Origin of the sequence: Brevibacterium atlanticum (assembly GCF_011617245.1) — a bacterium.
Taxonomy (GTDB): Bacteria; Actinomycetota; Actinomycetes; order Actinomycetales; family Brevibacteriaceae; genus Brevibacterium; species Brevibacterium atlanticum.
The window spans coordinates 1,083,739-1,109,737 of the sequence record NZ_CP050152.1 but is presented as its reverse complement, the minus strand read 5'-3'; the positions used below and the strand labels follow the sequence as shown (position 1 = coordinate 1,109,737).

Annotated in this window: 23 protein-coding genes; 12 read left to right on the top strand and 11 right to left on the bottom strand. The window is 65.6% G+C overall.

Features of this window, described 5'->3' with window-relative positions:
- Positions 1 to 87: 87 nt before the first annotated feature.
- Positions 88 to 2,637, bottom strand: coding sequence for an ATP-dependent Clp protease ATP-binding subunit (locus GUY23_RS04710; protein WP_166970181.1), 2,550 nt, complete (start codon positions 2,635 to 2,637; stop codon positions 88 to 90).
- Between the two features lie 95 nt (positions 2,638 to 2,732).
- On the opposite strand from GUY23_RS04710, the gene GUY23_RS04705 reads away from it, so the two are divergent.
- The 3 genes from GUY23_RS04705 (at position 2,733) to GUY23_RS04695 (ending at position 6,672) form a co-directional block, all read left to right on the top strand.
- Positions 2,733 to 3,464: a TetR/AcrR family transcriptional regulator gene (locus GUY23_RS04705; protein ID WP_228282738.1), complete on the top strand. Its 732-nt coding sequence runs from the start codon at positions 2,733 to 2,735 to the stop codon at positions 3,462 to 3,464.
- Positions 3,461 to 5,209, top strand: coding sequence for a DHA2 family efflux MFS transporter permease subunit (locus GUY23_RS04700; protein WP_166970180.1), 1,749 nt, complete (start codon positions 3,461 to 3,463; stop codon positions 5,207 to 5,209). The genes GUY23_RS04705 and GUY23_RS04700 overlap by 4 nt, the downstream gene beginning before the upstream one ends.
- 182 nt (positions 5,210 to 5,391) lie before the next feature.
- Positions 5,392 to 6,672: a hypothetical protein gene (locus tag GUY23_RS04695; RefSeq protein ID WP_166970178.1), complete on the top strand. Its 1,281-nt coding sequence runs from the start codon at positions 5,392 to 5,394 to the stop codon at positions 6,670 to 6,672.
- 22 nt (positions 6,673 to 6,694) lie between these two features.
- On the opposite strand, the gene GUY23_RS04690 is transcribed toward GUY23_RS04695, so the two are convergent.
- Genes GUY23_RS04690 through GUY23_RS04680 form a run of 3 tightly spaced genes read right to left on the bottom strand, consistent with a single transcriptional unit; the run spans position 6,695 to position 8,806 of the window.
- Entirely contained in the window at positions 6,695 to 7,465 is a 771-nt protein-coding gene (locus tag GUY23_RS04690) for a DUF3152 domain-containing protein (RefSeq protein ID WP_228282737.1), read from the bottom strand.
- 22 nt (positions 7,466 to 7,487) lie between these two features.
- Positions 7,488 to 8,153 carry a VOC family protein gene (locus GUY23_RS04685; RefSeq protein ID WP_166970176.1) on the bottom strand — a complete coding sequence of 222 codons (666 nt, stop codon included), beginning with the start codon at positions 8,151 to 8,153 and terminating at the stop codon, positions 7,488 to 7,490.
- On the bottom strand, positions 8,141 to 8,806 hold the full coding sequence (locus GUY23_RS04680) for a VOC family protein (RefSeq protein WP_166970174.1): 666 nt from the start codon (positions 8,804 to 8,806) through the stop codon (positions 8,141 to 8,143). The genes GUY23_RS04685 and GUY23_RS04680 overlap by 13 nt, the downstream gene beginning before the upstream one ends.
- A 109-nt stretch (positions 8,807 to 8,915) precedes the next feature.
- Here GUY23_RS04680 and GUY23_RS04675 point away from each other — a divergent pair, with 109 nt between their 5' ends.
- Genes GUY23_RS04675 through GUY23_RS04650 form a run of 6 tightly spaced genes read left to right on the top strand, consistent with a single transcriptional unit; the run spans position 8,916 to position 16,625 of the window.
- On the top strand, positions 8,916 to 10,562 hold the full coding sequence (locus GUY23_RS04675; RefSeq protein ID WP_166975618.1) for a TIGR04028 family ABC transporter substrate-binding protein: 1,647 nt from the start codon (positions 8,916 to 8,918) through the stop codon (positions 10,560 to 10,562).
- Positions 10,559 to 11,653, top strand: coding sequence for an ABC transporter permease (locus tag GUY23_RS04670; protein ID WP_208085480.1), 1,095 nt, complete (start codon positions 10,559 to 10,561; stop codon positions 11,651 to 11,653). The genes GUY23_RS04675 and GUY23_RS04670 overlap by 4 nt, the downstream gene beginning before the upstream one ends.
- Positions 11,650 to 12,516: an ABC transporter permease gene (locus GUY23_RS04665; protein WP_208085478.1), complete on the top strand. Its 867-nt coding sequence runs from the start codon at positions 11,650 to 11,652 to the stop codon at positions 12,514 to 12,516. The genes GUY23_RS04670 and GUY23_RS04665 overlap by 4 nt, the downstream gene beginning before the upstream one ends.
- Positions 12,513 to 14,210: a dipeptide ABC transporter ATP-binding protein gene (locus GUY23_RS04660; protein ID WP_166970172.1), complete on the top strand. Its 1,698-nt coding sequence runs from the start codon at positions 12,513 to 12,515 to the stop codon at positions 14,208 to 14,210. The genes GUY23_RS04665 and GUY23_RS04660 overlap by 4 nt, the downstream gene beginning before the upstream one ends.
- A gap of 5 nt (positions 14,211 to 14,215) precedes the next feature.
- Positions 14,216 to 15,289 carry a putative FMN-dependent luciferase-like monooxygenase gene (locus tag GUY23_RS04655; RefSeq protein WP_166970170.1) on the top strand — a complete coding sequence of 358 codons (1,074 nt, stop codon included), beginning with the start codon at positions 14,216 to 14,218 and terminating at the stop codon, positions 15,287 to 15,289.
- A gap of 1 nt (position 15,290) precedes the next feature.
- Complete coding sequence (locus GUY23_RS04650; protein WP_166970168.1) at positions 15,291 to 16,625, top strand: alkylhydroperoxidase domain protein; 1,335 nt, start codon at positions 15,291 to 15,293, stop codon at positions 16,623 to 16,625.
- A gap of 172 nt (positions 16,626 to 16,797) precedes the next feature.
- Here the strand turns inward: GUY23_RS04650 and GUY23_RS04645 are convergent, their stop codons facing one another.
- The 6 genes from GUY23_RS04645 to GUY23_RS04620 form a co-directional block, all read right to left on the bottom strand.
- The gene (locus tag GUY23_RS04645) at positions 16,798 to 17,217 is read right to left on the bottom strand and encodes a DUF779 domain-containing protein (RefSeq protein WP_166970166.1); all 420 of its coding nucleotides are present in this window, start codon (positions 17,215 to 17,217) and stop codon (positions 16,798 to 16,800) included.
- The gene (exaC, locus tag GUY23_RS04640) at positions 17,217 to 18,740 is read right to left on the bottom strand and encodes an acetaldehyde dehydrogenase ExaC (RefSeq protein ID WP_166970164.1); all 1,524 of its coding nucleotides are present in this window, start codon (positions 18,738 to 18,740) and stop codon (positions 17,217 to 17,219) included. The genes GUY23_RS04645 and exaC overlap by 1 nt, the downstream gene beginning before the upstream one ends.
- A 180-nt stretch (positions 18,741 to 18,920) precedes the next feature.
- Positions 18,921 to 19,382, bottom strand: coding sequence for an SRPBCC family protein (locus GUY23_RS04635; RefSeq protein WP_166970162.1), 462 nt, complete (start codon positions 19,380 to 19,382; stop codon positions 18,921 to 18,923).
- A 59-nt stretch (positions 19,383 to 19,441) separates the two neighbouring features.
- Positions 19,442 to 20,119 carry an HAD family hydrolase gene (locus GUY23_RS04630; protein WP_166970160.1) on the bottom strand — a complete coding sequence of 226 codons (678 nt, stop codon included), beginning with the start codon at positions 20,117 to 20,119 and terminating at the stop codon, positions 19,442 to 19,444.
- A complete protein-coding gene (locus GUY23_RS04625; RefSeq protein WP_166970158.1) occupies positions 20,116 to 20,664 on the bottom strand; it encodes a GNAT family N-acetyltransferase in 549 nt (182 codons plus the stop codon). Before GUY23_RS04625 ends, GUY23_RS04630 begins: the two co-directional genes overlap by 4 nt.
- Positions 20,661 to 21,131 (bottom strand): GNAT family N-acetyltransferase, encoded by a 471-nt coding sequence (locus GUY23_RS04620; RefSeq protein ID WP_166970156.1) that lies wholly within the window; start codon positions 21,129 to 21,131, stop codon positions 20,661 to 20,663. The genes GUY23_RS04625 and GUY23_RS04620 overlap by 4 nt, the downstream gene beginning before the upstream one ends.
- A gap of 58 nt (positions 21,132 to 21,189) precedes the next feature.
- On the opposite strand from GUY23_RS04620, the gene GUY23_RS04615 reads away from it, so the two are divergent.
- Entirely contained in the window at positions 21,190 to 21,411 is a 222-nt protein-coding gene (locus GUY23_RS04615) for a hypothetical protein (RefSeq protein WP_166970154.1), read from the top strand.
- Positions 21,412 to 21,418: 7 nt separating this feature from the next.
- On the opposite strand, the gene GUY23_RS04610 is transcribed toward GUY23_RS04615, so the two are convergent.
- Complete coding sequence (locus GUY23_RS04610; protein ID WP_166970152.1) at positions 21,419 to 22,489, bottom strand: AI-2E family transporter; 1,071 nt, start codon at positions 22,487 to 22,489, stop codon at positions 21,419 to 21,421.
- Positions 22,490 to 22,583: 94 nt separating this feature from the next.
- Here GUY23_RS04610 and GUY23_RS04605 point away from each other — a divergent pair, with 94 nt between their 5' ends.
- Positions 22,584 to 25,193: a M3 family metallopeptidase gene (locus tag GUY23_RS04605; RefSeq protein ID WP_166970150.1), complete on the top strand. Its 2,610-nt coding sequence runs from the start codon at positions 22,584 to 22,586 to the stop codon at positions 25,191 to 25,193.
- Positions 25,174 to 25,947 carry a queuosine precursor transporter gene (locus GUY23_RS04600; RefSeq protein ID WP_228282735.1) on the top strand — a complete coding sequence of 258 codons (774 nt, stop codon included), beginning with the start codon at positions 25,174 to 25,176 and terminating at the stop codon, positions 25,945 to 25,947. Before GUY23_RS04605 ends, GUY23_RS04600 begins: the two co-directional genes overlap by 20 nt.
- The last annotated feature ends 52 nt before the right edge of the window (positions 25,948 to 25,999 follow it).

The following is a 25,999-nucleotide window of genomic DNA, read 5'->3' as shown; positions in this document are numbered from 1 at the left end:
TGAATATGAGAGAGCCCGGGGCGAAGGATCGGAATCCTTCGCCCCGGGCTCTTCGCGTCGACGGCCGGTGCACGGCCACCTCGGCGATCAGGCGATGACGATCTCCGGTCGGGTCACGGCCTCGACCGAGAGTTCCCCGTCGACGACGGCGGCGCGGATGCGTCCGCCCTCGTCGACCGCCTCGGTGACGAGGAGATCGGCGATCCGGTCATCGAGTTCGCGCTGGATCACCCGACGCAGCGGACGGGCGCCGAACTCGGGTTCGTAGCCCTTCTCGGCGAGCCAGTCGAGAGCCTCGGGCGAGACCTCGAGGGAGATCTCCTGCGCCTCGACCCGTGCCCGGCTGGCGGCCAGCTGCGCCTCCACGATGGACCGCAGCTGCTCACGGTCGAGCCGTGAGAACATCACGGTGTCGTCGATGCGGTTGATGAACTCGGGGCGCATGAACTCCTTGAGCCGGCCCATGACCTTCGCCTTGAGATCCTTCTCCGCATCCTCGGCGGCACCGGAGCTGAAGCCCAGCGGATTGCCGGACATGAACTCCGAACCGAGGTTCGACGTCATGATGATGACGGTGTTGCGGAAGTCGACCGTGTGGCCCTGACCATCGGTCAGACGTCCGTCGTCGAGGACCTGCAGCAACAGGTTGAACGCATCCGGGTGCGCCTTCTCGACCTCGTCGAGGAGGATGACCGAATACGGGCGACGACGGACCTGCTCGGTCAGCTGCCCGGCCTCGTCGTAGCCGACGTAGCCGGGAGGAGCACCGACGAGGCGCGAGACCGTGTGGCGTTCGCCGAATTCGCTCATGTCGAAGCGGATCATCGCCGACTCGTCGTCGAACAGGGTCTGTGCCAGCGCCTTGGCCAGCTCGGTCTTGCCGACGCCGGTCGGGCCGAGGAAGAGGAAGCTTCCGATCGGTCGGTCCGGGTCGGCCATTCCGGTCTGGCTGCGGCGGATGGCACGGGAGACCGCGGTCACGGCCTCGTCCTGGCCGACTACCCGGTCGTGGAGGACGTCTTCCATCGTCGCCAGACGAGCCTTCTGGCTCTGCGTCATCCGCGCCGCCGGGATTCCGGTGGCCCGGGAGACGACCTGAGCGATCTCCTGTTCGCCGATGACCGCCTCGGCGGCGGTCTTCGCGGACTCGACCGTCTCCGGGTTCTCCGCGGATTCGATCCGGGTGCTCAGCTCGGTGATCTCATCGCGCAGACCGCCCGCACGCTCGTAGTCCTCGACCTCGATGGCCGACTTCTTCTCGGCTTCGAGCTCGGAGAGCTTGAGTTTGAGCGCATCAATGTCGACGCCGGGCCCGCGCGAGAGCGACATCCGGGCACCTGCCTGGTCGATGAGATCGATGGCCTTATCCGGCAGGAACCGGTCGGTGATGTAGCGGTTCGACAGTTCCACCGCGGCACGGATCGCCTCGGGCGTGTAGGTGACCTCGTGGAATTCGGCATAGCGGTCCGACAGTCCCTCGAGGATCGTCACGGCATCCTCGACGCTGGGCTCACCCACGGTCACCGGCTGGAACCGGCGTTCGAGGGCGGAGTCCTTCTCAATGGTCCGGTACTCCTTGAGCGTGGTCGCGCCGATCATGTGCAGATCGCCGCGCGCGAGCCGCGGCTTGAGGATGTTCCCGGCGTCCATCGAGTTCGACTCGCCGTTGCCTCCGGCACCGACGAGGGTGTGGAGTTCGTCGACGAAGACGATCATGTTCCCGTCCTCGGCGATTTCGCCCAGCGCCCCGGTCAGCCGCTCCTCGAAGTCACCGCGGTAGCGGGTTCCTGCGAGCATGCCCGGCATGTCGAGGGAGACGATGCGCTTGCCCTGCAGCTGCCTGGGCACCTCGCCGGAGTGGATGGCCTGCGCCAGACCTTCGGCGATCGCGGTCTTGCCGACGCCGGCCTCGCCGAGGAGGACAGGATTGTTCTTCGTCCGGCGGGCGAGGATCTCGATGGTCTGTTCGATCTCGTCTGCGCGTCCGATGACGGGGTCGAGACGACCCTCGGCGGCGAGCGCTGTGAGGTCGGTGCCGTACTTCTCGAGCACCGTTTCCTGACCCTCGTCGACGTCGGCTCCCTGCCCGGGCTGCATGCCCTGGGCTTCGGCGGCTTCAGCACCTGCCTGCAGAGCGGCCTGAGTGACACCGGCCTGGGCGAGGATGCGCCCGGCGGGCATCTCCTGGTTGAGCACGAAGGCGAAGAAGATGTGCTCGGGGTCGATGTAGGTCGAGCCGAAGGCCCGCGCGACCTGGTAGGCATCGAGCAGGGCTCGCTGGGCCGAACCGGTCAGCGAGGGCGAGGATTCCGCCTCGGTGTCGGTGGTCGCCGGCAGGCGCTCCTCGATGCTGTGCGCGATCGCCTCGGGATCGGCACCGGCCTGACGCACGGCCGAGATTCCGGGTTCGGAATCGACCATGACACGCAGGATGTGGAGGGCATCGACCTCGGACTGACCGTGCCGACCGGCGAATTCCGCGGCGGCTTCGATGACCTCATGACTGCGCTTGCTCAGCAGCCGATTGATGTCGACGGAGCGTCCTCGACGGGCTCCGTGCTGACCCTGGAGGAAGCGAGCGAGGAACTCGTCGAACGAGTCGCCGCCCGACCCTGCGGATCCATAGAACGTGGCCAAAGCTGACCTCCTCTTTCAAAGTTGAGCGTATACGACTCAATCAACAGGAGGAGTGGCACGGATATTCCCACCCAGAAGACGTCCGACGATGACATGTGAACAACATCACCGCCGATAAATGCATCGAATGCAGTTCTGCACTTGATGCAAATTTGCAAGAGGTGCATAATTTTCAGGTGACTTTCGAACCGACCGAATCCCTGCGCGAGCGTCAGACTCGTGAGCGCCGCGCGTCCATCCACGCCGCGGCCGTCGATCTCGTCTTCGATCATGGGCTCGACGAGGTGACCGTGGCCCGGATCGCGGAAGCCGCGGAGGTCTCGACCCGCACGTTCTTCAACTATTTCCCCACCAAGGAGATGGCGATCGTCGGGCTGACGATCTCCGATGACGTCGCCGTCGAACTGCAGTCGTTCATCGAGGACTTCGAGCCCAGGCGCGAGCGTCTGGTGGAGGATCTCGCCTTCACCATCCGCGCCGCCTTCGAGTTCCTGCTGCCGCGCTCGGCGAACAAGCAGAAGCTGCGTGCGATCCAGGCTCGGCATCCGCAGCTCGGCATGCTCAGCATGGAGACGAAGCGGCATTTCTCCGAGCAGATCATCACCGGAATCCGCCGGCGGGTCGAACGTCGGGGAACCGAATTCTCCGATGACGAGACTGCGGCACGAGCCACCCGGATGCTCGCGCAGTTGTGCAGCATCCCGATCGAGCATGCTTTCGCCTCGGCGAGATTCGACACCGAACACGAATTGGACGACGAGCGGGTGGACCAGGCGTTCACCTCCTCCGTCGAGCTGTTCCTGACCCTCTTAGAAAGGCTGAAATGACCACCACCGCCACCGAGCCCGCTGCCGCCAAGCAGCACGGCGCTGAGGAGGAGTCCGAGATCGAGACATCCTCGGTGATCCTGCTCTTCGTCGGCCTGATGCTGGCAATGTTCATGTTCTCGCTCAACCAGACCATGCTGGCCACCGCTTTGCCGACCATCGTCGGCGACCTCGACGGCGTCGACCAGATGCTCTGGGTCTCGACGGCATTCATGCTGGCGTCGACGATCATGATGCCGATCTACGGCAAACTGGGAGACTCGTTCAACCGCAAGAAGATCTTCATCTTCGCCATCTGCATGTTCATCCTCGGATCGATCGTCGGATTCCTCGCCCACAACATGGCCGTCCTCATCACCGCCCGCGTCATTCAGGGACTCGGCGGCGGCGGCCTCATCATCCTCTCGCAGGCGCTCATCGCCGCGGTCGTGCCTGCCCGCAAACGCGGCCCGTACATGGGCATCATGGGGGCGAACTTCGCAGTCACCTCGGTGGCGGGACCGCTGATCGGCGGCTGGATCACCGAGGGTCCGGGCTGGCGCTGGACGTTCGCGCTCAACCTGCCCTTCGGTGTTCTCGCACTCATCGCCGCCATCATCTTCCTCAAGGTTCCGAAGTCGGACCGGTCGGTCAAACGCCATGTCGACGTCGCCGGCATGATCCTCATCGCCGAATTCACCTCGGCGCTCATCCTCACCACCTCGTGGGGCGGGCACCAGTACGACTGGGACGACCCGATCATCATCGGTCTCATCGCCATCGCGTTCATCAGCGCCGTCGTCTTCGTCTTCGTCGAGCAGGCCGTGGCCGAACCCGTCATTCCGATGTTCGTCTTCAAGGACAAGAACTTCGTCCTCTGCACGATCGCGGGCATGTGCATCGCCATCGGCATGTTCGGCGTCCTGTCCTACATGCCCACGTTCCTGCAGATGGCCCACGGCATCGAGGCGACGAAGGCCGGACTGCTCATGGTGCCCATGATGGCGGTGATGCTCCCGAGCTCCGTGATCATCGGCTTCGTCGTCTCGAAGACGGGACGCTACAAGTGGTACCCGGTGCTCGGCAGCGCGATCGTCGGTGTCGCCCTCTTCCTCATGGGCACCTTCGTCACGGCCGATCAGAACGTGCTCGTCGTCATCGGCTGCCTGTGCGTGCTCGGCCTCGGTCTGGGTCTGTCGATGCAGATGCTCGTGCTCATCGTCCAGAACTCCTTCCCGGTGGCGATGGTCGGCACGGCGACGGCCTCGAACAACTTCTTCCGCCAGATCGGCGGCACGCTGGGCATGTCGCTGATCGGTTCGCTCTTCACCTCGCGGCTGGCGTCCAACCTCGAAGACGGCATCAAGTCGCTGGGTCCCCAGGGCGCTCAGGCGATGAAGGGCACGGGGTCGAATTCACTCACCCCCGAGGTGGTCAAGTCGCTGCCGGATCCGATCCACTCGATCATCGTCAACGCCTACAGCGATGCGCTTGTGCCGATCTTCCTGTGGGTCTGCCCGCTGGGAATCATCGCGGCGATCATCCTGATGTTCGTGCGTGAGAAGGCTCTGGCGACGAAGGTCGATGCCGGCGCCCCGGCAGACCACAACCGTGAGGTCGTCGCCACCGACAGCATCGCGATCGTCGAACAGCCGGGTTCGCTCACCCCTTCGGGCACGAGCTCGGTCAGCGATGAGGTCGAATACGAGGAGGCGACGCAGGGAGCCGGAGAATACTCCCTGAAGCGCCGCTCACCGAGGCACTGATCGGTTCGCTCAAGCACCGATCCGCGCTTCCGAGCAACACCATTCGCAGGCCCCGCAATCGCGGGGCCTGCGTTGTCTCTGCCGGGGACTGATGTGACGGCTGCCTGCGGACTAGAATCGAACCAGATTCCACTGGGAGGGGTTGGCCGATGGGGGCCGAAGGCGAGCAGCCGGAAGAGGACTTGAGCACCGCATCGGAGCCGAGTACGCGTGATGATGACGCCGCGCAGGAATTGCCGAGGCGACGGCGACGCTGGCCGTGGGCGGTCGGCGCCGTGATCGCCGTTCTCGGCGCAGCGGCAATTGCGATCCCCCAGCTCCTCCGCCCAGACGATCCGGCGGTCCAGGGCGCGCTTCCTGACAATGTCGAGTACGGGCGAATCGGCTGGACGCCGCATGGCAGCCTGGCCGGCGACGCCGGGTTCATCCGAGACGCTGCCCAACGGCTGCCCCGCGCAGACGACATCACCTACTACCTGCTGTGGGCCGGGCACGGAGCCGACGGGGCGGACGGAGACGCTGACATCGCCTATTTCGCCGCATATGCCGACGGTGACGATGACGTGCTCGACCTCCTCACGGTGCGCAAGCACACCAACAGCGGGTGGGACGACAATATGGGGTACTTCTCATCCGAGACGCCGCAGGGTTCGTTCGACAACGCGATCATTCCCTTGGATGTCGATTCCGTCGACGGCTTCAGCGGTGACGACGGAGGCCGGTACTACCTCGTCGACGATGAATCCGAGGCCGGTGGCGTCACTCCCATCGGCGGGAAGGCCCTCGAACAGCACGATGGCGTGGTCCGGGTCGATGCCGATGACATCGCCGACGGCGTCAACGCCTTCAGCGTCGAGACCAAGTACGGAAAGGCGTACACATCACCCGCGCTGACCGACAGGCTCCTGGCCGGCTCATGGACGGACGACAAGGCCAAGAAGCTGCTGAATTCGCTCCCGCTGACACCTGAGAGTGATAATTCCTCGGGAATGCTCGACGAAGCCCTCGTCGAACTCCTCGAGCCGAAACCCGTGGATTTCGACTCGGGCCGCGGATTCGTCGTCTCGGCTCTCACTCATCATGTCGAGACCTACGATGGCGAGTATCCTCCGAATCCTCGCGGAGAACGTTCCTACCTCATCATCGTGTCGCCTGGAGCCGACCCCGTCGCTTCCGGCCCGGCGCAGGACGGCATCGGTCGAGAGACTCACCTCGATCTCTACGACGACTTCGCTGCGCCCGTTCCCGACGGCCTGCCCGGTGGCCCTGCGGTCGTCGTCAGCGGCGGACCGGCAACAACCGATCCCGACCTGCCGGTGATCGGCAAGCCCGCGAAGGAAGGCGGACCGGTCGTCTACGGCGATGCTCCGGATACGACCGCGGTGGTCTTCCACGGCGGGAAGGATGACCCGAGCGGCACAGCGCTGGTCCGACAGACCCCGTACGACCCGCTTGACGACTGAGGTCGCCCGAATTGACGAGTGCCTAGCCCTTCGAGGGCCAGCCGTTGGGTCTGCAGCCCTGCAGGCCCTTCGTCTGCTGCTGCATGAGCGGTGCGGTCTTGCCCTGACCGGGGCAGGATTCGTGGCCGTGGCCGAGCGCGTGGCCGACCTCGTGATTGATGAGGTACTGCCGGTACTGGACGATGTCGTCGAACTCATCGGTCGCCGAGACCCAGCGTTTGGCATTGAGGATGACGTTGTTCCCGTTGCGGCAGGACAGTTTGCCCAGGGTCCGCAGGGGCAGGCACATCTCGTCGACGGTGTCGGGGCTGGCGATCGAGATCATCGCATCCTGGCCCTCGTCGACGAGTTCGATCGACACGTCATCGAGGTCCTGCCAGCCGCGTTCGTCCTGCAGGGTGCTGATGATGAAGTCCCCGGCCTGGTCGACGTCGATGGGCAGATTGTCTTCGACCCGCAGGGCAACCTTGAACGTCTTCCCCTCGTCGCGGTTGGGCCCGGTCTCCTCCTTCGGCCGATCCCATCTGCCGCTGCCGTGCATATCGATGTCGTCTTCGCTCACCCCAGCGGCTCCCGCATCGTCGACGTTCGAGGTCTCCGTCGATGAGGGCGTTTCCGTCGGCTCGTCCGACGAGGTGGGGGCCGTGGAGCCGTCGCCGATCGTCTCCGCCGCATGCGGCGTCGGCCGGGTCTCCTCATCGCCGGCGGGTGCGCAGGCGCTCAGCCCGAGCAGCAGGGCCGCCGCAGCGATCGTGGGGACGAGACGGGAGCGAAGACGGAGATGAGTGACCACGTCTGCGAGTCTAGCCGCATTGTCAGAACTCGAGGAGACCTCCGGGCCCTCGCAGCTTCGCCCGCAGCCGGCATTCGCCGCCTGCGACGACCTCAGTGTCGCCGGCGCCGAGCACCTCGAGCACTTCCGACGCCGCGTCGGGCTGCGGGGATTCCACCCGGAATTCGAGCAGCTCGAGGGTGGGCAGGGCCGCCTCGGCGGGGTGCGTCGATTCTCCCCAGTCGATGAGGAACGGCTGCGCACCCTCGTGCGGCAGCGGGGAACGGGAGGTCAGCCGCCATTCGAGCAGCTCCCCCTCGGCAGTCTCCCGGGACATGTCCCGGACCTCGCCGAAGTCGATGCCGGCGGTGTTCGCGGCCGCAATCTTCACGAGGAACGCCGCCGGGTGGATGGCCCAGGTCTGCATCGTCGGACCCTCGGCGAGGTGGGCGTCGAGCGGCAGCGTCCCATCAGCCGGCGCTTCCTGCTGCGGATCAGGACCGAGGATCTCGAGATAGGTGTGCGCACCGTCGGCCCAGCCGGCAGGCGCCAATCCGAGCAGCGCATTCGCAGTCCCCATGCCGGGGTGGCGACCGCCGGGGACGGCGCGGACGCCGGTGGCGGCTTCGACGGCGGCGATTCCCTCCTCGAGGTCGGGCACGGTGATGATGAGATGGTCGAGTTCGGCGGGAATGTTCAGAGCGTCCATGATCCACCCGGACCTTTCAGTGTGGCGTGCAGGGATTCGGTGTCCCCTGCCTCGACTTCGAGGGTAGCGTCCAAGAATCGCAGAACACTGCGAGTCCTGTCGACCTCCGGGGTTTCGGCCCACAGTCGTTCGAGCTCGACGCTCGGCATGTCCTGCTCTGCCGGGTGCGGCGAATCCTTCCAGTCGATGAGGAACGGTTGGATCCCGCCGAGGGCGAGCGGAGTCCGCCTGGTCAGCCTCCATTCGAGCAGGCCTCCGTCGGGTGTCCGCCTGGTCATGTCATGAACCTCGCCGAGGTCGACCCGGGTGCCGCACTCGGACCCGAGTGTCCGTGCGGCCTGCGTGACGAGTCCGTCGAAATCGCGGGGGCGGATCGCCCACCGCTGCACTGTCGGTGCGGTGATGCCGCTCAGTCGCGCGGCGGCGAGCGCCGGATCCTGGTCGGGATCGGGGCCGAGGATCTCGAGATAGGTGCGAGCACCGGGACCGAGCGCTGCGACTTCGAGTCCGAGCAGCGCATTGGCCGTCCCGAGCCCGGGATGAGCGCCGCCGGGAATAGGTCGCACTCCCAGCACGTTGTGACATTGCTCAACAGAATCGGCAAGATTCGGTACGGCGACGACAAGATGGTCGAAATCGGCAGCCAGGGACATGTCTCAATGTTAAGCCGGAATTGACGCTCACCGCACCGATCGGCTTAACTCGACTCATGCGCACGAACGGAGCAGATTGTTGAACCATACGACCACGACTCGCCGTGGCATGCTCGGCCTCGGACTCGGGATCGGATCGATCGCTCTCTTCAGCGCCTGCACTCCCACGGACACCTCGCCCCTGGCCGACGGCAGACCGGAACAGGGTGGAGTGCTCACGTACTTCGAACCGCAGACCTGGACTCTGCTCTACCCGCCGTCGGTCGGCTTCTACCCCAACGGCGGGATCATGAACAACATCTCCGCACGTCTGCTGTGGCAGGACCCGAAGACCCTCGAGCTGCATCCGTGGTTGGCGATCGAGCTGCCTGAGACCAACGCCGATGCCACGAGCTACACGTTCACACTCCGTCGTGGAGTCACCTACTCCGACGGGACCCCGCTGACCCCGGAGAATGTCGCGAAGAACTTCGACCTGTTCGGCAAGGGCGACGAATCGCGCACCCTGCCGGTGTCCGAGCAGATCTCGAACTATGAGCGCAGCGAAGTCCTCGATGACCGCCGTGTGCGCTTCCACTTCTCCGCGCCCTCCCCCGGGTTCGCGCAGGCGACCTCGACGATGAATGCCGGTCTGCTCTCCGATTCGACCCTCGATCTCGATGCCGAGGGCTTCGGTCCCGGCGGAGCGAAGCAGATCCACACCTGCGGACCCTTTTACATCACGGATGAGACCATCGGTACGAAGCTCTCGGTCCGGGTCCGCGAGGACTACGACTGGGCTCCCCCGCACCTGAAGCATCAGGGCCGAGCCCACCTCGACGGCATCGACTATCTGACGAACAACGAATACTCGGTGCGCATCGGAGCCGTGCTCTCCGGCCAGGCCGACGGCGTCCGCGACGTCCAGGCGCCAGACGAATCCCGCGTGACTGAACAGGGTCTGCGCCTCTATGCGAAGGCGACGAACGGAATCAACAACAGCATCAACTTCCGGTTCCGCCACGATCTGCTGGCCGATATCGACGTCCGCCGCGCACTCATCGCCGCCATCGACCGGCAGGAGATCGTCGACAAGCTCTTCACCCCGAACTATCCGCTGGCCACCGGTCTGCTCGCCAAGGGAGCGATGGGCTACAAGGACCAGTCGGGTTCGTGGGTCTACGACCCCGATGAAGCCGGCCGACTCCTCGACAAGGCCGGCTGGACCGAACGCAATTCGGCGGGCTATCGCGTCAAGGACGGGCGGCCGTTGGCGCTGACCGTCAACATCGCCCTCCCCCAGCCCCGCTCGAACGAGGTCCAGACCCTCATCCAACAGCAGCTGCGCCGCGTCGGCGTGCGCCTGTCGATCAACCCCGGAGACCAGTCGAAGCAGACACTCGACGCCCTCGAACTCGACACCGTGCAGATATACCATTCGATGGTCGCCCGCGCCGACTTCGACAACCTGCGCTCGAACTACTCCTCGGTCAACCGTGACGTCTTCCTCAACGGCCCCGACCGCACCGATGCCGACGACGGCTCCGTCGATCCGAAGGTCGACGAACTCCTCGACGCCCTCGCGGCCGAACCCGATGCGAAGAAGCGCCAGAGCGCCGCCGAGAAGGTCCAGGACTACCTCGTCGACCGGGCCTACGTGCTGCCGTTCTTCGAAGAGCCGCAGGTCTTCGCCTTCCGCCGCCGCGTCCACGGCTTCGCCACCGAACCCGTCGGCCGTCCCGACTTCTACGGCACCTGGCTGGCAGGAGAGAAATGATCCTCGACATCCGCTACCTCGCCCTCCGCCTCGGGCAGGCGATCCTCGTCCTGCTCCTGGCGTTCACCGCGGCGTTCATCCTGCTCAGCCTCATTCCCGGCGACGGCGTGACCGCCCGCTTCGCCGATCCCGCGCTGGGCCTCTCCCCCGACCAGATCGCGGATATCCGGGAGGCGACCGGCGCCGACGACTCGTGGGCCAGCCGCTATCTCCTCAGCCTCACAGGCTTCCTCACCGGGGACTTCGGATACTCGGTGCAGACCGGAGCCGCCGTATCGACGATCATCGCCGCGGCCCTGCCCTCGACTGCGGTGCTCGCGGCCTCGGGATTCGTCACCGCCGTCGTGCTCGCCGTCATCATCGCCGTCCTCGCCACGTCCGGCCCGACCGCCGGGCCGCTGTCCTGGATCCGCCGGATCCTCGACTCGGTGCCGAGCCTGTTCATCTCGATCCCCGTGTTCTGGCTCGGGATCCTCCTCATCCAGGTCTTCTCCTTCCAGCTCGGGTTCGTCTCCGTCGTCGAACCCGGCCCCGCCGAGGCGCTCGTCCTTCCGACGCTGACCGTGGCGGTTCCGCTCTCGGCCCCGATCGCGCAGGTCCTCATCCGCTCGATCACCGAGGTCCAGGCCTCCGGGTTCGTCAAGGTCACCACCGCCAAGGGTGCCTCCCAGTCATGGCTGCTCGTCCACACCGTCGCCCGCAACGCGGTGCTTCCGGGACTGACGATCATCGGATTGGTATTCGGCGAACTCGTCGCCGGTGCCGTGGTCACCGAAACCGTGTTCGGCCGCAACGGCATCGGCCTCATCACCGCTCAGGCCGTGACTCACCGGGACAATCCGATCCTGCTCGCCGTCGTCGTGATCGCGACCTTCGGCTACGTCATCATCAACCTCGTCGTGGACCTCCTCTACCCCGTCATCGACGTCCGTCTGCGAACGAAACGCAGCGCCGCCTCGGCGAACAAGGCCCTGCGCAACCACGACGAACCCACCCGGCGAGCGCTGACGGCCTCTGCGGCCAGCGTCGGGGTCGACCTCGACTGGGCCCAGACGCCTGGGGACACCACAGCGAAGGGCAGCGAATCATGAGCCTCACCGATGTCTTCACCCGCTCGCGGAGCCCGCGACCGCAGGGCCGACGACCCAGGCTGAGCGGCTCCGCGATCACCCCGGCCACCGTCGTGTCCGCCCTCATCCTGCTCATCGCCGTCGCGTGGGCTCTGTTTCCCGGCCTGTTCACACATTTCGACCCGAACGACGGCGGGGACACCCCGGCTCTGCTGCCGCCGAGCCTCGAGCACTGGTTCGGCACCGATCAGACCGGTCGTGATGCGTTCACCCGCGTCGTCTACGGTGCCTCCCAATCGCTGTTGGCTGCGCTCGTGGCCGTGGCCGTCGGGCTCGTCGTCGGCACCGCGATCGGACTCATCGCCGGCACCCGGAAGGGGTGGCTCGATGATGTGCTCATGCGGCTCATCGACGTGCTGCTCTCGATCCCCGCGATCCTGCTCAGCCTCTCGATCGTCGTCGTCCTCGGCTTCGGCACGATCAACGCGGCCATCGCCGTCGGCGTCACCGCCATCGCCCAGTTCGCCCGCCTCGCACGATCGCAGGCGGTGCAGATCAACACGAGCGATTATGTTGCCGCAGCCTACGGATCCGGCGGCACGTTTCGCTCCGTGCTCGTCCGCCACATCCTCCCGAACTCGATCTCGCCCGTGCTCTCACTGGCGGTGCTGCAGATCGGTTCCGCGATCCTCCAGATCTCCACGCTCGGGTTCCTCGGTTACGGCACGCCGCCGCCGACCCCCGAATGGGGCCTCATCATCGCCGAGGGACGCAACTTCGTCGCCACCGCATGGTGGCTGACCGTGTTCCCCGGCATCGTGGTCATGGCGATCGTGCTCGCCACCCACCAGATCGGCAACACCCTGCGAAAGGTGACATCATGACCGAGTCCCCGCTGTTGCGCATCGACGGACTCACCGTCGACTACTCCCGCCGAGGCGGCCCCTCGACTCCGGCCGTGAGCGAACTCGACCTCGTGGTCCGTCCCGGTTCGATGACCGCCGTGGTCGGCGAATCCGGGTCGGGGAAGTCGACGACGGCCAACGCCGTCATCGGTCTCCTCCCTTCCTCCGCGCAGGTCACGGCCGGGCGGATCCACCTCGGTGATGTCGAGCTGACGGGCCTCGGTGCCACCGGCTGGCGCGGTGTGCGCGGAGCCCAGATCGGGTACGTTCCGCAGGATCCGGGAGCTTCGCTCAATCCGCTGCAGACCGTCGGGAAGTCCGTGGCCGAAGCGCTGCGCATCCACCGCCGGGCCGGCCGGGCCGAGGCGCGCAGGCAGGTCATCGACCTGCTCGAGCGGGTCGGCATCGACCAGCCGGAGAAGCGGGCCGATCAGTTCCCGCACGAACTCTCCGGAGGCATGCGCCAACGTGTGCTCATCGCGTCGGCCATCGCTCTGCGTCCGCGCCTGCTCATCGCCGACGAACCGACCTCGGCCCTCGACGTGACCATGCAGAAGCAGGTGCTCGACCTCCTCGACGAACTGCGTGCGGAAACCGGGATGGGCATCCTCTTCATCACCCACGATCTCGCCGTCGCCGGCGAACGCGCCGACGAGCTGCTGGTCATGCAGGCCGGCCGCGTCGTCGAGTCGGGGCAGGCCGAGCGCATCTTCTCCCGCCCGGAGACCGAGTACACCTCGCGGCTGCTCGCCGACGCTCCGGCGCTGCGCACGAAAGTCCGCAGGCAGACCCCCGCCGAGGCGGCCGACCCCTCCGCGCGCCCGTTCGTCTCCGTCGATGCGCTCACCCAGGTCTTCGACCGCACCGGCGACCAGGTCATCGGTGTCGAGGACGTCACCTTCACCGTCGACCGCGGCACCACCCACGGCATCGTCGGGGAATCGGGGTCGGGCAAGACGACGACGGGCAAGGCGCTGGCCGGTTTCCTCAGCCCCCAGTCCGGGCACCTGCGCATCGGCGACGTCGATGCCGCCGACTTCGGCCGTTCGGGACGGGATCGGGCGCGGTTGCGTCAGTTCCGCCGCACCGTCCAGCTCGTGCATCAGAACCCGTTCTCGGCACTCGACCCGAAGCATTCGATCCGCTCGACCCTGACCGAACCGCTGCGCAACTTCCGCATCGGCGACCGGTCGAGTAGGCCCCGCCTCGTCGCCGAGATCATGGACCGGGTGGCGCTGCCGCAGGACTTCCTCGAGCGGCGACCGGCCGAACTCTCCGGCGGGCAGCTGCAGCGGGTGGCGATCGCCCGAGCCCTCATCGTCGAACCCGAACTCGTCGTCTTCGACGAAGCGGTGTCGGCTCTCGACGTCACGGTGCAGGCACAGATCCTCACCCTCCTCGACCAGCTCCAGCGGGAGTCGGACCTGACGTACGTGTTCATCACCCACGACCTCGCCGTGGTCCGGCAGATCGCTGATACGGTGTCAGTGATGTCGCGCGGGCACCTCGTCGAATCCGGTGGGACCGAGCAGATCTTCGCTCACCCCGCCAGCGAGTACACGCGTGCCCTCCTCGAGGCGATACCGACTCCGGTCGCGCTCTCGGCCGGCACACAGCAGACCGGTTCGCGACCCTCGTCCCCGACACTGCTGACCACAGCAGCAGAAAGCTGAGACACATGACAGGCTTCACCAGCGACCAGAGTCCGACCGGACCGAAGCTCGGGTTCTTCACCCGCCTGCTCGAGGACGCCTCGGCTCCCCAGCGCTACCGCTTCGCCCTCGAACAGATCGAGGTTGCCGAGCGCTTCGGTGTCCATTCCGCATGGATCGCCCAGCATCACTTCTCCGCGGCCGAGGGCGGCCTGCCCTCGCCCCTCGTCTTCCTCTCCCATGCCGCTGCCCGCACCTCCCGGATCCGGTTGGGCACGGCGATCATCACCCTGCCGATGGAGAACCCGGTGCGTGTCGCCGAGGATGCCGCGGTCACCGACATCCTTGCCCGCGGTCGCCTCGAGATCGGACTCGGCTCGGGCGGGAACCCGAAGTCGTTCCCCGCATTCGGAACGACCTTCGCGGACCGCCGCGAGGTCTTCGCCGACAATCTCGACACCCTGCGCACCCTGCTGTCAGGTCAGGCGCTGCCGACCGAACATCTCCTCTACCCCGGACCGGACTCCGCCCCGGCCGATGGCACCGCCTCGGCGCCGAGCCTGGCCGACCGGCTGTGGCAGGCGACGTTCTCCTCTCGTGGTGCCGGAGCGGCCGGCGCTGCCGGCGACGGGCTCATGCTCTCGCGCACCCAGCCCAGGCCGGAGGAGAACACGGGCGCCAGCCTCGACGAGGTGCAGCTGCCCGTCATCGACACCTACCTCTCCCAACTGCCCGAGGGCGTCGCACCGCGGATCCTCGCCTCCCGCACCGCGGTGGTCGCCGACGCCGAGGATCTGCCCAGGCTGCGTGAGATCACCGAACCGGCCCTGCGTGCCGAAGCCGACCGCCTCGTCGGCTATGACACCTCAGCACTGAGCCTCGACGAACTCCTCATCGCCACCGACACGTATCTCGGCACCCCCGAACAGGTCATCGACCGGCTGTCTCACGATCGGGTCCTCGACCGGGTCACCGATGTCAGCTTCCAGGTCCATTCGGTGCCTGCGACGAACGAGACCGCCCTGCGTTCGATCGAACTTTTGGCCACCGAGGTCGCCCCTGCACTCGGTCTGAGTGTGGACGCGGAGCAGGTGGTCTGAGATGCCCGACATCATCAATGCCCTGGCCGGGATCACGGCGGGGGATCCCCTCGATCAGCTCCGCGATCACCGCGCGCAGGCGAAGGAGAATGCCCAACTGAGCTTCGAGGCTCTCCTCGAACCCGAGGATCCGCGGGGCGTGTCCTACCGGGAGCGCTATGCGGTGGCCGCGTTCACGGCCGGACTGCTCGGTTCGGACAGCGCCGAGGAGTTCTATCGTGATCTCCTCCGGGACGAAGACGAAGCCGCGTCCTGGTCGGTCGCGGAACTCCTCGACGAGGCGGTGCTCGCGCTCGATTCGCACACCGAGGTGCGCGGACCCTACGGGATCTTCGAATCCGCGGCCCTGTCGGCGGAGAATGTGCCCGGACCGTGGTTCACCGCCGATGCCCAGTCACAAGAGACCTTGGGAGCCCGGCTCATCGCGGGACTCGAGTTCGCTCATCTCCTCGCGCTCCATCCGCGCGATTCGCGGCCGGCGCACCTCGCCCTGCTGCTCGAGGCCGGATGGGACGAGGACGGCATCGTCACCCTCGCCCAGCTCGTGTCGTTCCTCAACTTCCAGATCCGCATCAGCACCGGGCTGGCGGCACTCGCCCACGCGCCGGCAGCGACCGGTGCCCCGGCCCCGGGCTCTCTGCCACGGGAACCCGAGGGTGCGGGCACGGCCGATCAGGACGGTGCGGCCGCCTCGGCGCGGGGAGTCGATGCCCTGGCCGCTGTCGGAGATCGGGTGAACACGTACCCCGACCTCAAGCGGCCCGAACTCTTCCAGCAGTCCGGTCTGGGGTGGGTGCCGTGGATTGCCCCGGTCGCCGAGGCGGATCTCACGGAGATTCAGCGGGAGGCGCTCATCGAGGCGGGGCGGGCGAAGAACCCGTACTTCCGGCTGCTGGCCCGGGACCCCGCGGCCCTGCGGGCGCGGACGCTGACGGATCTCGACATCTTCTTCAACACCACCGACGGTCTCGGGCGGGCCGAACGCGAACTCGCGGCGACGGCGGCCTCACGGCTCAACGGGTGCCTGTTCTGCGCTTCGATCCACTCGGATCGGGCGACGGAGGAATCGGGTCGGCGCGACACCGTTCAGGTCCTCCTCGATGAAGGAGTCGACGGCCGCCTCGGCGATCCTGTGTGGGATGCCGTCGTCGAGGCCTCGGTCGCGCTGACGCTGACTCCGCAGTCGTTCGGACCCGCGCAGGTGAGCTCACTGCGGGAGGCCGGCCTCGAGGACGGCGACATCGTCGATGCACTCAACTGTGCGGCGTTCTTCAACTGGGCGAACCGGCTGATGCTCTCGCTCGGGGAACCGGAACAGTTGACGCCGGGGAAGTGACTTCCCCGGCGCTGGTGCGGCGCACTCTTGCGTTGGGGTGCGGACTCTTGCGTTGGGTAGCCACAGTGTTTGGTCGATCCACCGCGTTCCCGACAACGGAAACCACGGTGGATCGACCAAACAATCATGCTGTGACCACGAGGATGCGCAGCTTCGTCCGGAAGGGCCAGGCTCAGGCGGCGTCCATGAGCGCCGAGCGGATGATGAAGCGGTTGCCCGTCGGCGATTCGACGCTGAAGCCGCTGCCGCGTCCGGGCACCACATCGATGGTCAGATGCGTATGCTTCCAGTACTCGAATTGCTCGGTCGACATCCAGAAGTCCAGGCCGGCCTTCTCGGCGTCGTCGATCGGCAGTTCGAAGTGGCCCAGCAGCACGTCAGCCTCCGAGGTGAGGAAGTCGCCTTCGGGGAAGCACATCGGCGACGACCCGTCACAGCAGCCGCCGGACTGGTGGAACATCAGCTGTCCGTGCTTATCGACGAGGCTGGTCAGCAGGTCGACGGTGGCCTGAGTCATCGCCACCCGCGATTTCTCTTCGCCCTCGATCGTCGGGGTCGACTCGAGAGCGGCTGTGTCGGTGGTATCACTCATCAGAAGAATCCTTGTGCATTTTCGGAGTAACTGACCAGCAGGTTCTTCGTCTGCTGGTAGTGGTCGAGCATCATCAGGTGGTTCTCACGTCCGATGCCCGAGGACTTGTAACCGCCGAACGCCGCGTGTGCGGGGTAGGCGTGGTAGTTGTTCACCCAGACGCGACCGGCTTGGATGTCGCGGCCGGCACGGTAGGCGGTGTTGCCGTTGCGGGCCCAGACTCCGGCGCCGAGGCCATAGAGGGTGTCGTTAGCCGTGGAGATCGCATCGTCGTAGTCGGTGAACGAGGTGAGTGCGACGACGGGTCCGAAGATCTCCTCCTGGAAGATGCGCATCGAGTTCGTGCCCTTGAAGATCGTGGGCTGGATGTAATAGCCGCCGGCGAGGTCACCGTCGAGTTCGGCTTTGTCGCCGCCGATGAGCACTTCGGCGCCTTCGTCCTTGCCGATCTGGAGGTAGGACATGATCTTCTCGTACTGGTCGTTCGAGGCCTGCGCACCGACCTGGGTGTCCGTGTCGAGCGGGTTGCCTTGTTTGACGGCGCACACGCGTTCGATGCCGGCGGCGACGAAGTCGTCGAAGATCGATTCCTGGACGAGTGCGCGGGACGGGCAGGTGCAGACCTCGCCCTGGTTGAGGGCGAACATCGCGAAGCCTTCGAGCGCTTTGTCGCGGTAGCTGTCGTCGGCGGCGAGGACGTCGCCGAAGAAGATGTTCGGTGACTTGCCGCCGAGTTCGAGGGTCACCGGGATGATGTTCTGCGAGGCGTACTGCATGATCAGGCGTCCGGTCGTGGTCTCACCGGTGAACGCGATCTTGCGGATGCGCTTGTTCGAGGCCAGCGGTTTGCCGGCTTCGACGCCGAAGCCGTTGATGATGTTGAGGACTCCGGGCGGCAGCAGGTCGCCGATGAGTTCGGCGAGGACGAGGATCGAGGCCGGGGTCTGCTCGGCGGGTTTGAGGACGACGCAGTTGCCGGCGGCGAGCGCCGGAGCGAGCTTCCATGTGGCCATGAGCAGGGGGAAGTTCCAGGGAATGATCTGTCCGACGACACCGAGGGGCTCGTGGAAGTGGTAGGCGACGGTGTCGTCGTCGATCTGCGAGATGCCACCTTCCTGCGCACGGATCGCCGAGGCGAAGTAGCGGAAGTGGTCGACGGCCAGCGGGAGGTCGGCGGCCAGCGGTTCGCGGATGCCCTTGCCGTTGTCCCAGGTCTCGGCGACGGCGAGCATTTCGAGGTTGGATTCGATGCGGTCGGCGATCTTGAGCAGAATGTTCGCGCGTTCCGTTGCCGACGTCTTCCCCCAGGTCGGCGCGGCGGCCCAGGCGGCGTCGAGGGCGGTTTCGACATCGTCGGCGGTGGAGCTGGGGATCTCGGTGAAGACCTGACCGGTCACGGGAGTGATGTTCTCGAAGTAGTTGCCGTCTTTCGGGGGCACCCACTCCCCGCCGATGTAGTTCTCGTAGCGCGGCTTGAACGTGACGAGCGAACCGTCGGTACCGGGTGCTGAGTAGACTGCCATGACACTCCTTCGTGTGAGTCCATCCACTCCGTCTCACGTGCGGTTACGCACGTTGCGCCGGGTCTCTGACATCGGCGCGAAGCGGATGAGTCCGTGTCTTCTCACCATAAGCCGGAGTGCCGTTGCGGACAATAGTTGTCATCGCTTCGTCACCAAGTTCGCCGGTCCCGCTCGGGTCGGTCATTCGCTTCGAAGTGAGCGGGCGACCTCGGCGCTGAGCAGGTTGAGGCTGAAGTCCCATCCGTCGACGTAGAAGTCATAGGCTTCGCCTCGCCGACGAGCAGGGATGTCCGGGAACGAGTGGTGCAGACGGACGAGGGTCTGTGAGTCCCGATCGCCGAGGTTGATGCTGACCTGGTCACTGTCACCGAACCGACCGTTCGTCGTCCGCCGAATCGTCAATCCCCGAGGCGGGTCGACCTCGAGAATGTCACCGTCGATCGCATACGAGTGGGTTCCATCGTCGTATCGCTCCGAGTAGGCGGCACCCAGGCAGGGATCGAAGGTGATCCGGACTGTCGGCGGCGGGCACCACCACCGGCTCAGCAGTCTCGCGTCCCGAATATGAGGCCACACCTCGGTGACCGGTGCATTGATCTGCACCGTCTTCTCAATGCCCCACACTTTGCCGTCATCGGTCATGTACTCATTCTGCGTCCACGGCGGGTGAGGACTCCACTGCTTACAGCTCAGTTCCCGCTTCAGCTGGAGCTGTGAGGTTTCTGAGGAGAAAGCATTCTTCGGAGCTCGTCGAGAGAGTCCACAGTCAGGTCGGCTGCGTCCGCTTCTGGCCACCGGCGCTGAATCTGACCCCACGGTCCGCGCCGAAGGAATGCTGTCATCATTCCTGCTCTTTTCGCAGGGATGATGTCGTTGTCGATCCGGTCACCGACGTAGAGGATCTCAGCTGCATCCACGCTCGCGAAGCGGACGACCTCGGTGAAGAAGGCCCCCGCCGGTTTCGCGATCTTCCATTCGAACGACGATGCGACGAAATCGGCCGACAGACCGAGAGCCTGCAGCTGCTCAACCGCACCTGCAGGCTGATTGCCGGCAATACCGACGACGAGTCCGGCTGTCTTGGCCGCTTGGAGGCACGGAGCGGCATCATCGTACAGATCGATGTTCGCAATCGTCGTCGCCGAGACCGGTGCCTCCACGCCGAGGGCATTCCAAATCTGGCGGTGGTCTTCTCTCCGCTCAATCAGCGCTCCGAGCATGGCAAAGACCGTCAAGACGGGCACACCGACAGTGGCCGCATACTGCTCCCACGTTCGGTGTTCGTCGACCAGAGTCTCCCCAACGTCGAAGACCACGGCCCGAATGGGTGTGAGCAGATCGGCCGGGACTGCAGGGTCGGTTGTATCTGAGCCGTTCATTGTGGGCGCTCCAGTGCGTACGAAAGGACGTCTCGACGGGTTCCGCCGATCTCGTGTTGTTCGGCGACGATGCCGTTGTTCTCGTAGCCGATTCGTTCCGCAGTGCGTATTGATCCGATATTCCACGGCTCGATGAGTAGCGTGATCTGCCGCAGAGGAGGGATTGACCACCCGAACTCGGTCAGAGCTACGAGTGCCTCGATGGCGAATCCCTGTCGGCGAGAAGAGGGAACAATCGCATATCCGGCTGTCGCCTGTCCCTCCGGGAGGTTGTGCAACCATAGGCCGCAGTGCCCGATCGCTCGGTCGTTGATCTGCGTGGCAACCGTGAATGAGAAGCCCCGCCCCTCGTCGTGTCGTCCCTGTTGCCGTTGTATCCATGCCCGTGCTTCCGCAGCCGTGGCGTTGAATGGCAGTGTTCCCGTCTGCGGGACATACCGATCGGTCGAGAGTTCCTGTGCCATCTCGATGTCAACGATCTCCACTGGGCGCAGATGGACTCGTCCATATTGTGGCGGCACTGCCGGCCATGACGGAAGTGTCATGTCAAAGGTTTGGCCATGATGAGGCAGGGGGTGTCGGCACCCCAAAGGTCGGTCTCCTCGAGCGGAACGAATCCCACCGTCTCGTAGAAGTGCCGAGTGCGCGCGTAATTCGGGTCAGATTTCGACGGCCCGAGAGTCTTCACCATCAGCATCTCGACTCCGCGGCGGCGCAGATCGTCACCGATCGCTCGGACCATCGCAGAACCGACACCCTGGCCATGTGCACTGCGGTCGACGACGGTGAAGTGGATTTCGCCCGTCTGTGGGAAATGATGAGCCACAAGAGTGACTCCGACGACGCGACCGTCGTCGTAACGCACCGTCCACGTCTCCATGGTGCGGGAGTCATCGATGTACTCGGCATTGGATTCGGGCCGACCGGACCATTCGGGCACCGTCGCCAGCAGACGTTCCACATCCTCGGGCACCGCCTCGTCGCGGTTGGCCACCCAGTCAGCCTCGATCATGATTTCCACCTTAGACTCCGTATCAACCTGCCGATACCCCATTGCTAGACTCGCTTGCATGAGCGAGACCGACACTCCCGTCCTGCGGCTGATCCCGTATCTCGCGGCGATCTCTGCCGCGATCTTCGCAGGATTGGCCATGGCCGGAACCGGGGAGAGCAACCTGCTCGTCACTCTGGTCGCAGCAGTGATCGGGTATTTCGGCGCCTACTACCTCGCGAAGCTCATCATCCACGTCATCGTCACCCGCATCGACGACGACCACGACGACCGGAGCTGAACGACCCCTACCTCTTCGCCTGTGCGGGCACGACGACCTTGCGGATGATGATCATCACCGAGGCGGCCACCGGCACCGCGACCACGGCACCGAGCACCCCACCCAAGGTGCCGCCGGCGATCGCGGCGATGATCACCAGGGCACCGGGCACATCGACCGCGGCCTTCATGATGCGTGGGCTGAGCAGATACGCCTCGACCTGCATGTACACGAGGTAGTAGATGCCGGCGGCGATGCCCAGGCCCGGGGAGACCATGAGGCACGAAGCGGTGATGATGATCGCGCCGGTGATCGGGCCGACGAGCGGGATGAGCGAGGCGAGGAACGCCACGAACGCCAGCAGAGCCGGCAGCGGTGCGCCGATGATCGTGAGGAAGATCGCCGAGCACACGCCGTTGACGATGCCCAAGGACAGCTGCCCGAGGACGTAGCGCCCGATGGATCGGGTGACCTCCTCGGTGACGGATTCGACCGTCGGCCGTGATGAGGCCGCCACGAGGGAGAACATCGCGGATTTGATCGTCGGCATGGTCACAGCGAAGTAGATGGTGAGGATGACGACGATGATGACGCCGGTGAGGAAGCTCAAGATCCCCGCCCCGATGGACACGACTCCCCCGCCGAGCGAGAACACGTTCTTCGGATCCGACACCCATGCGCCGATGTTCGCAAAGATCTCATCGACGTCGATGGCGCCGGTGAACTGGCGTTCGAGCTCCATCACCCATCCGGTCGTCGCCAGGCTTGCCACGATCTCGGGCAGGTCGCCGATGAACGTCTGGATCTGGCTGATCACCGCCGGCGCAATGAGCAGCCCGGCACCCGCGACGATGAGGATGAACGCGAAGACCACGAGGATCACCGCCACCGATCGCGGGATCCTGCGTTCGACCAGCCACCGCACGATCGGGTCGAGACCGAGGGCGAGGAAGAGTGCGAGTCCGATGTAGATGATCACGGTCGCCACGGACTGCAGCGCCGTCATCAGCGCGATCGCCAGCCCCACACCCAGGGTGCCGGTGAACCCGACCCTGAATGCGCTGTTGAGTGTGAGGGACTTGCCCCGACCAGTGCCCATGCACTCCAGTGTAATCAGCGATCATGCGCCGGTCGGCTGACTCACGTTAGGATCGGTGGGAGATCCCAATCATGAAGAAAGTGGTACGTCGAGAATGAACGCAGAACCGAACGGCATCGATGTCTGGGAGGCGTTCCTCGACCCGCAAGGCGATTATTCGTTGCCCGACTTCTCCGCGGTCACCCCCGAATCGCTGCTGTCCGCGGTGCACTCGGCCACCGACTATGCCCGCGCCGAGGTGGCCGGAATCATCGCCGACGACGCTGAGTCGACGTTCTTCTCCACCACCGTGAGGTTCGAATCGGCGTCCGTGCCGATGACCCGCATCGCCTCCGTGGCCGCAGCCATCGAGTCGAATCACCTGCGCCCCGAACTCACCGATGCCATCGCCGAGGTGTGGGAGGTCCTGTCCGCGACCCGCACCCAGATCCTCCTCGATGTCGACCTCTTCCACCGCATCGAGCAGGTCTCCGTCACCGACCTCAACCCCGAGGACAAGCGCCAGCAGGAACTCACGATCGAACTCTTCGTTCGGGCGGGAGCCCGCCTCGGCGAGGAGGAGCGGGAGCAGATGGCCACGATCGCGGCCGAACTGACCACGCTGGAGAACTCCTTCTCCCGCGCCCTGCAGCTCGATACCCGGGAACTGGCCGTCCACCTCGGCGAGGCAGAATCCCTGGCCGGACTGAACGAGGATCAGATCGCGGCCGCGGAGAACCGCGCGAGCGAACGCGGCATCGACGGGTACCTGCTGTCGCTGAACAACTTCACCCAGCAGCTCGTGCTCGAGTCCCTCGACACCGCACAGACCCGCCGTCATGTGCTGAATAATTCGATGGCCCGCGGATCCCGCGGCGGCGACGGCGACACCCGCACTCAGGTCGCCGACACGACGGCGCTGCGGGCCCTGCAGGCGAACCTGCTCGGGTATCCCTCGTTCTCCTCCTTCGCCATCGACAATCAGACCGCCGGCAATCCGGATGCCGCTGCCGACATCGTCTCCTCCCTGATCAATCCCTCCAAGGCTCAGCTCGACGAGGAGCTCGGCCTGGTTCGTGACCGCTACGGGCTCGACGATGTCGCGGCCGAGGACGTCAAGTACTACCTCGCGAAGTACCGGGCCGACGAATTCGGCATCGACCCCGACGAGGTGGCCAAGTACTTCGAGTTCGACACCGTACTCACCGAGGGAGTCTTCCGCGCCGCCACCGGACTCTACGGCATCACCTTCGCCCCCTATGACGGTGTCACCGCCTGGCATGAGGACGTGCGCGTCTACGAGGTCACCGACGTCACCGAACGCCCCCTGGGTCTCGTCCTCATCGACCCGTATGCCCGGGATACGAAACGCGGCGGAGCCTGGATGGACCAGCTGGTCCCCGCCTCACGCCTGACCGGTCTGCAGCCGGTCGTCACCCTCTCGCTCAACCTCGCCAAGCCTGGTCCCGGACGGCCCACCCTGCTCAATCCGACCGAGCTGACGACCCTGTTCCACGAGTTCGGACACGTGCTGCACGGACTGTTCGCGAACTCGACGTACCCGTCGACCGCGGGCACTGCAGTGCCGCGCGACTACGTCGAGTTCCCCTCGCAGCTCAACGAGATGTGGCGCTTCCACCCGCAGGTCCTCCCCCACTTCGCCAAGCACGTCGACACGGGTGAGCCGATGCCGGCCGAACTCGTCGATGCCCTCATCGCCAGCGAGAAGTTCGGGCAGGGCTTCGACACCATCGAATACCTCGCTGCCGCGATGCTCGACCTCTCCTGGCATTCGCTCGAGGCCGGGGAGCACATCACCGATGTGCTGTCCTTCGAATCCGAGGTGCTCGCCGCCGCCGGCTTCTCCCCACTCGTGCCGCCGCGCTACCGGTCGACCTACTTCGGTCACATCTTCGCCTCCGGCTATGCCGCCGGCTACTACTCCTACCTCTACTCCGAGGTCATCGCCGCCTGGGTGAGCGAATGGTTCGAAGCCCAGGGCGGACTCAACCGCGAAGCCGGCGACGCCTTCCGCGAAGCCATCCTCGCCCCCGGCTACTCGGTCGATCCGATGTCGGCGATCGAACGCTTCTTCGGCACCCGCCCCGACGTCGCGCCCCTGCTGCGTCGTCGCGGTCTCGCCGAACCCGTGGTCGAGGAGGACGCGGCTGATTCCACCGCCGACGACGAAGAGTCCGCAGTCGATGCGGACCCGACAGCCGCCTCGGCGAACGCGGAAGCACCGAAGCAGCACCCCAACCATGCGAAGGTCGAAGCGCAGCTGCGAGAGCACGGAGTCGACCCTGAGGTCCGCGTGTTCGCCGAGGTCACCCCGACCGCAGCCGCAGCGGCGGAGAAGATCGGCGTCGAGGTCGGCGCCATCGCCAACAGTCTCATCTTCTCCTCCGGCGGCGACCCCGTGCTCATCATGACCTCGGGAGCCCACCGCGTCGACACCGACTATGTCGCCGACCAGTTGGGCATCGAGTCCCTCGACCGAGCCGACAAGGACCTCGTCCGCGAGGCCACCGGCCAGGTCATCGGCGGAGTCGCCCCGTGCGGGCATCCGGCGCCGATCCCCACCTACGTCGACGTCACGCTGAAGAGCCACCCGGTCCTGTGGGCCGCGGCCGGCACCCCGAACTCGATGATGCCGCTGACCTACGAGCAGCTTCTGACCATCACGAACGGCAAGGAGATCACCGTTGCCCGCGACGACACCTGAGAGCGAGTCTGGACGGCCCGAGAGTGAGTCTGGACGGCCGGATCGCACCAACGATTCGGCGCCCTCGAACACTGCAACACGGCTGGCGGCCTTCGCTTCCTCGCGCGGCCGCTACTATGCGGTCTTCCTCGCCGTGTTCTGCGCGGTGCTCATCATCTCGAACATCTCGGCCACGAAGGTCATCGGCTTCGGACCCATCGTCACCGACGGCGGCGCGTTCCTCTTCCCCATCGCCTACATCCTCGGCGACGTGATCAGCGAGGTCTACGGTTTCAGAGCCGCGCGCAAGGCCGTGATCACCGGCTTCGGCCTGCAGATCCTCGCGACCTTCGTCTTCTGGCTCGTGCTCATCTCCCCGCCGGGACCCGGCTATGAGAACCAGGACGCGTTCGCCGCGGTCCTCGGTTTCTACCCGCGCATCGTCGCAGCCTCACTCGTTGGGTACTTCGTCGGCCAGCTGCTCAACTCGTGGGTGCTCGTGGCCGTGAAGAAGCGGATGGGCGAATCGAAGCTGTGGGTCCGGCTGCTCACCTCGACCGGAGTCGGCGAATTCGTCGACACGCTGCTCTTCTGCATCATCGCCTTCGCCGGGGTCATTCCGGGACTCGACTTCCTCAACTACATCATCGTCGGCTTCGTCTACAAGGTCGCCGTCGAGGTCATCCTCATGCCCGTGACCTACCGGGTGATCACAATCGTCAAACGCCACGAACCCAGCTACGAGCTGGACACCGACGCCGACGCGACTCACTGAGCGCCCTTGCGGCCACCTCGGCGCTCGGGTAACGCGAAACTCGAAAAAGTCG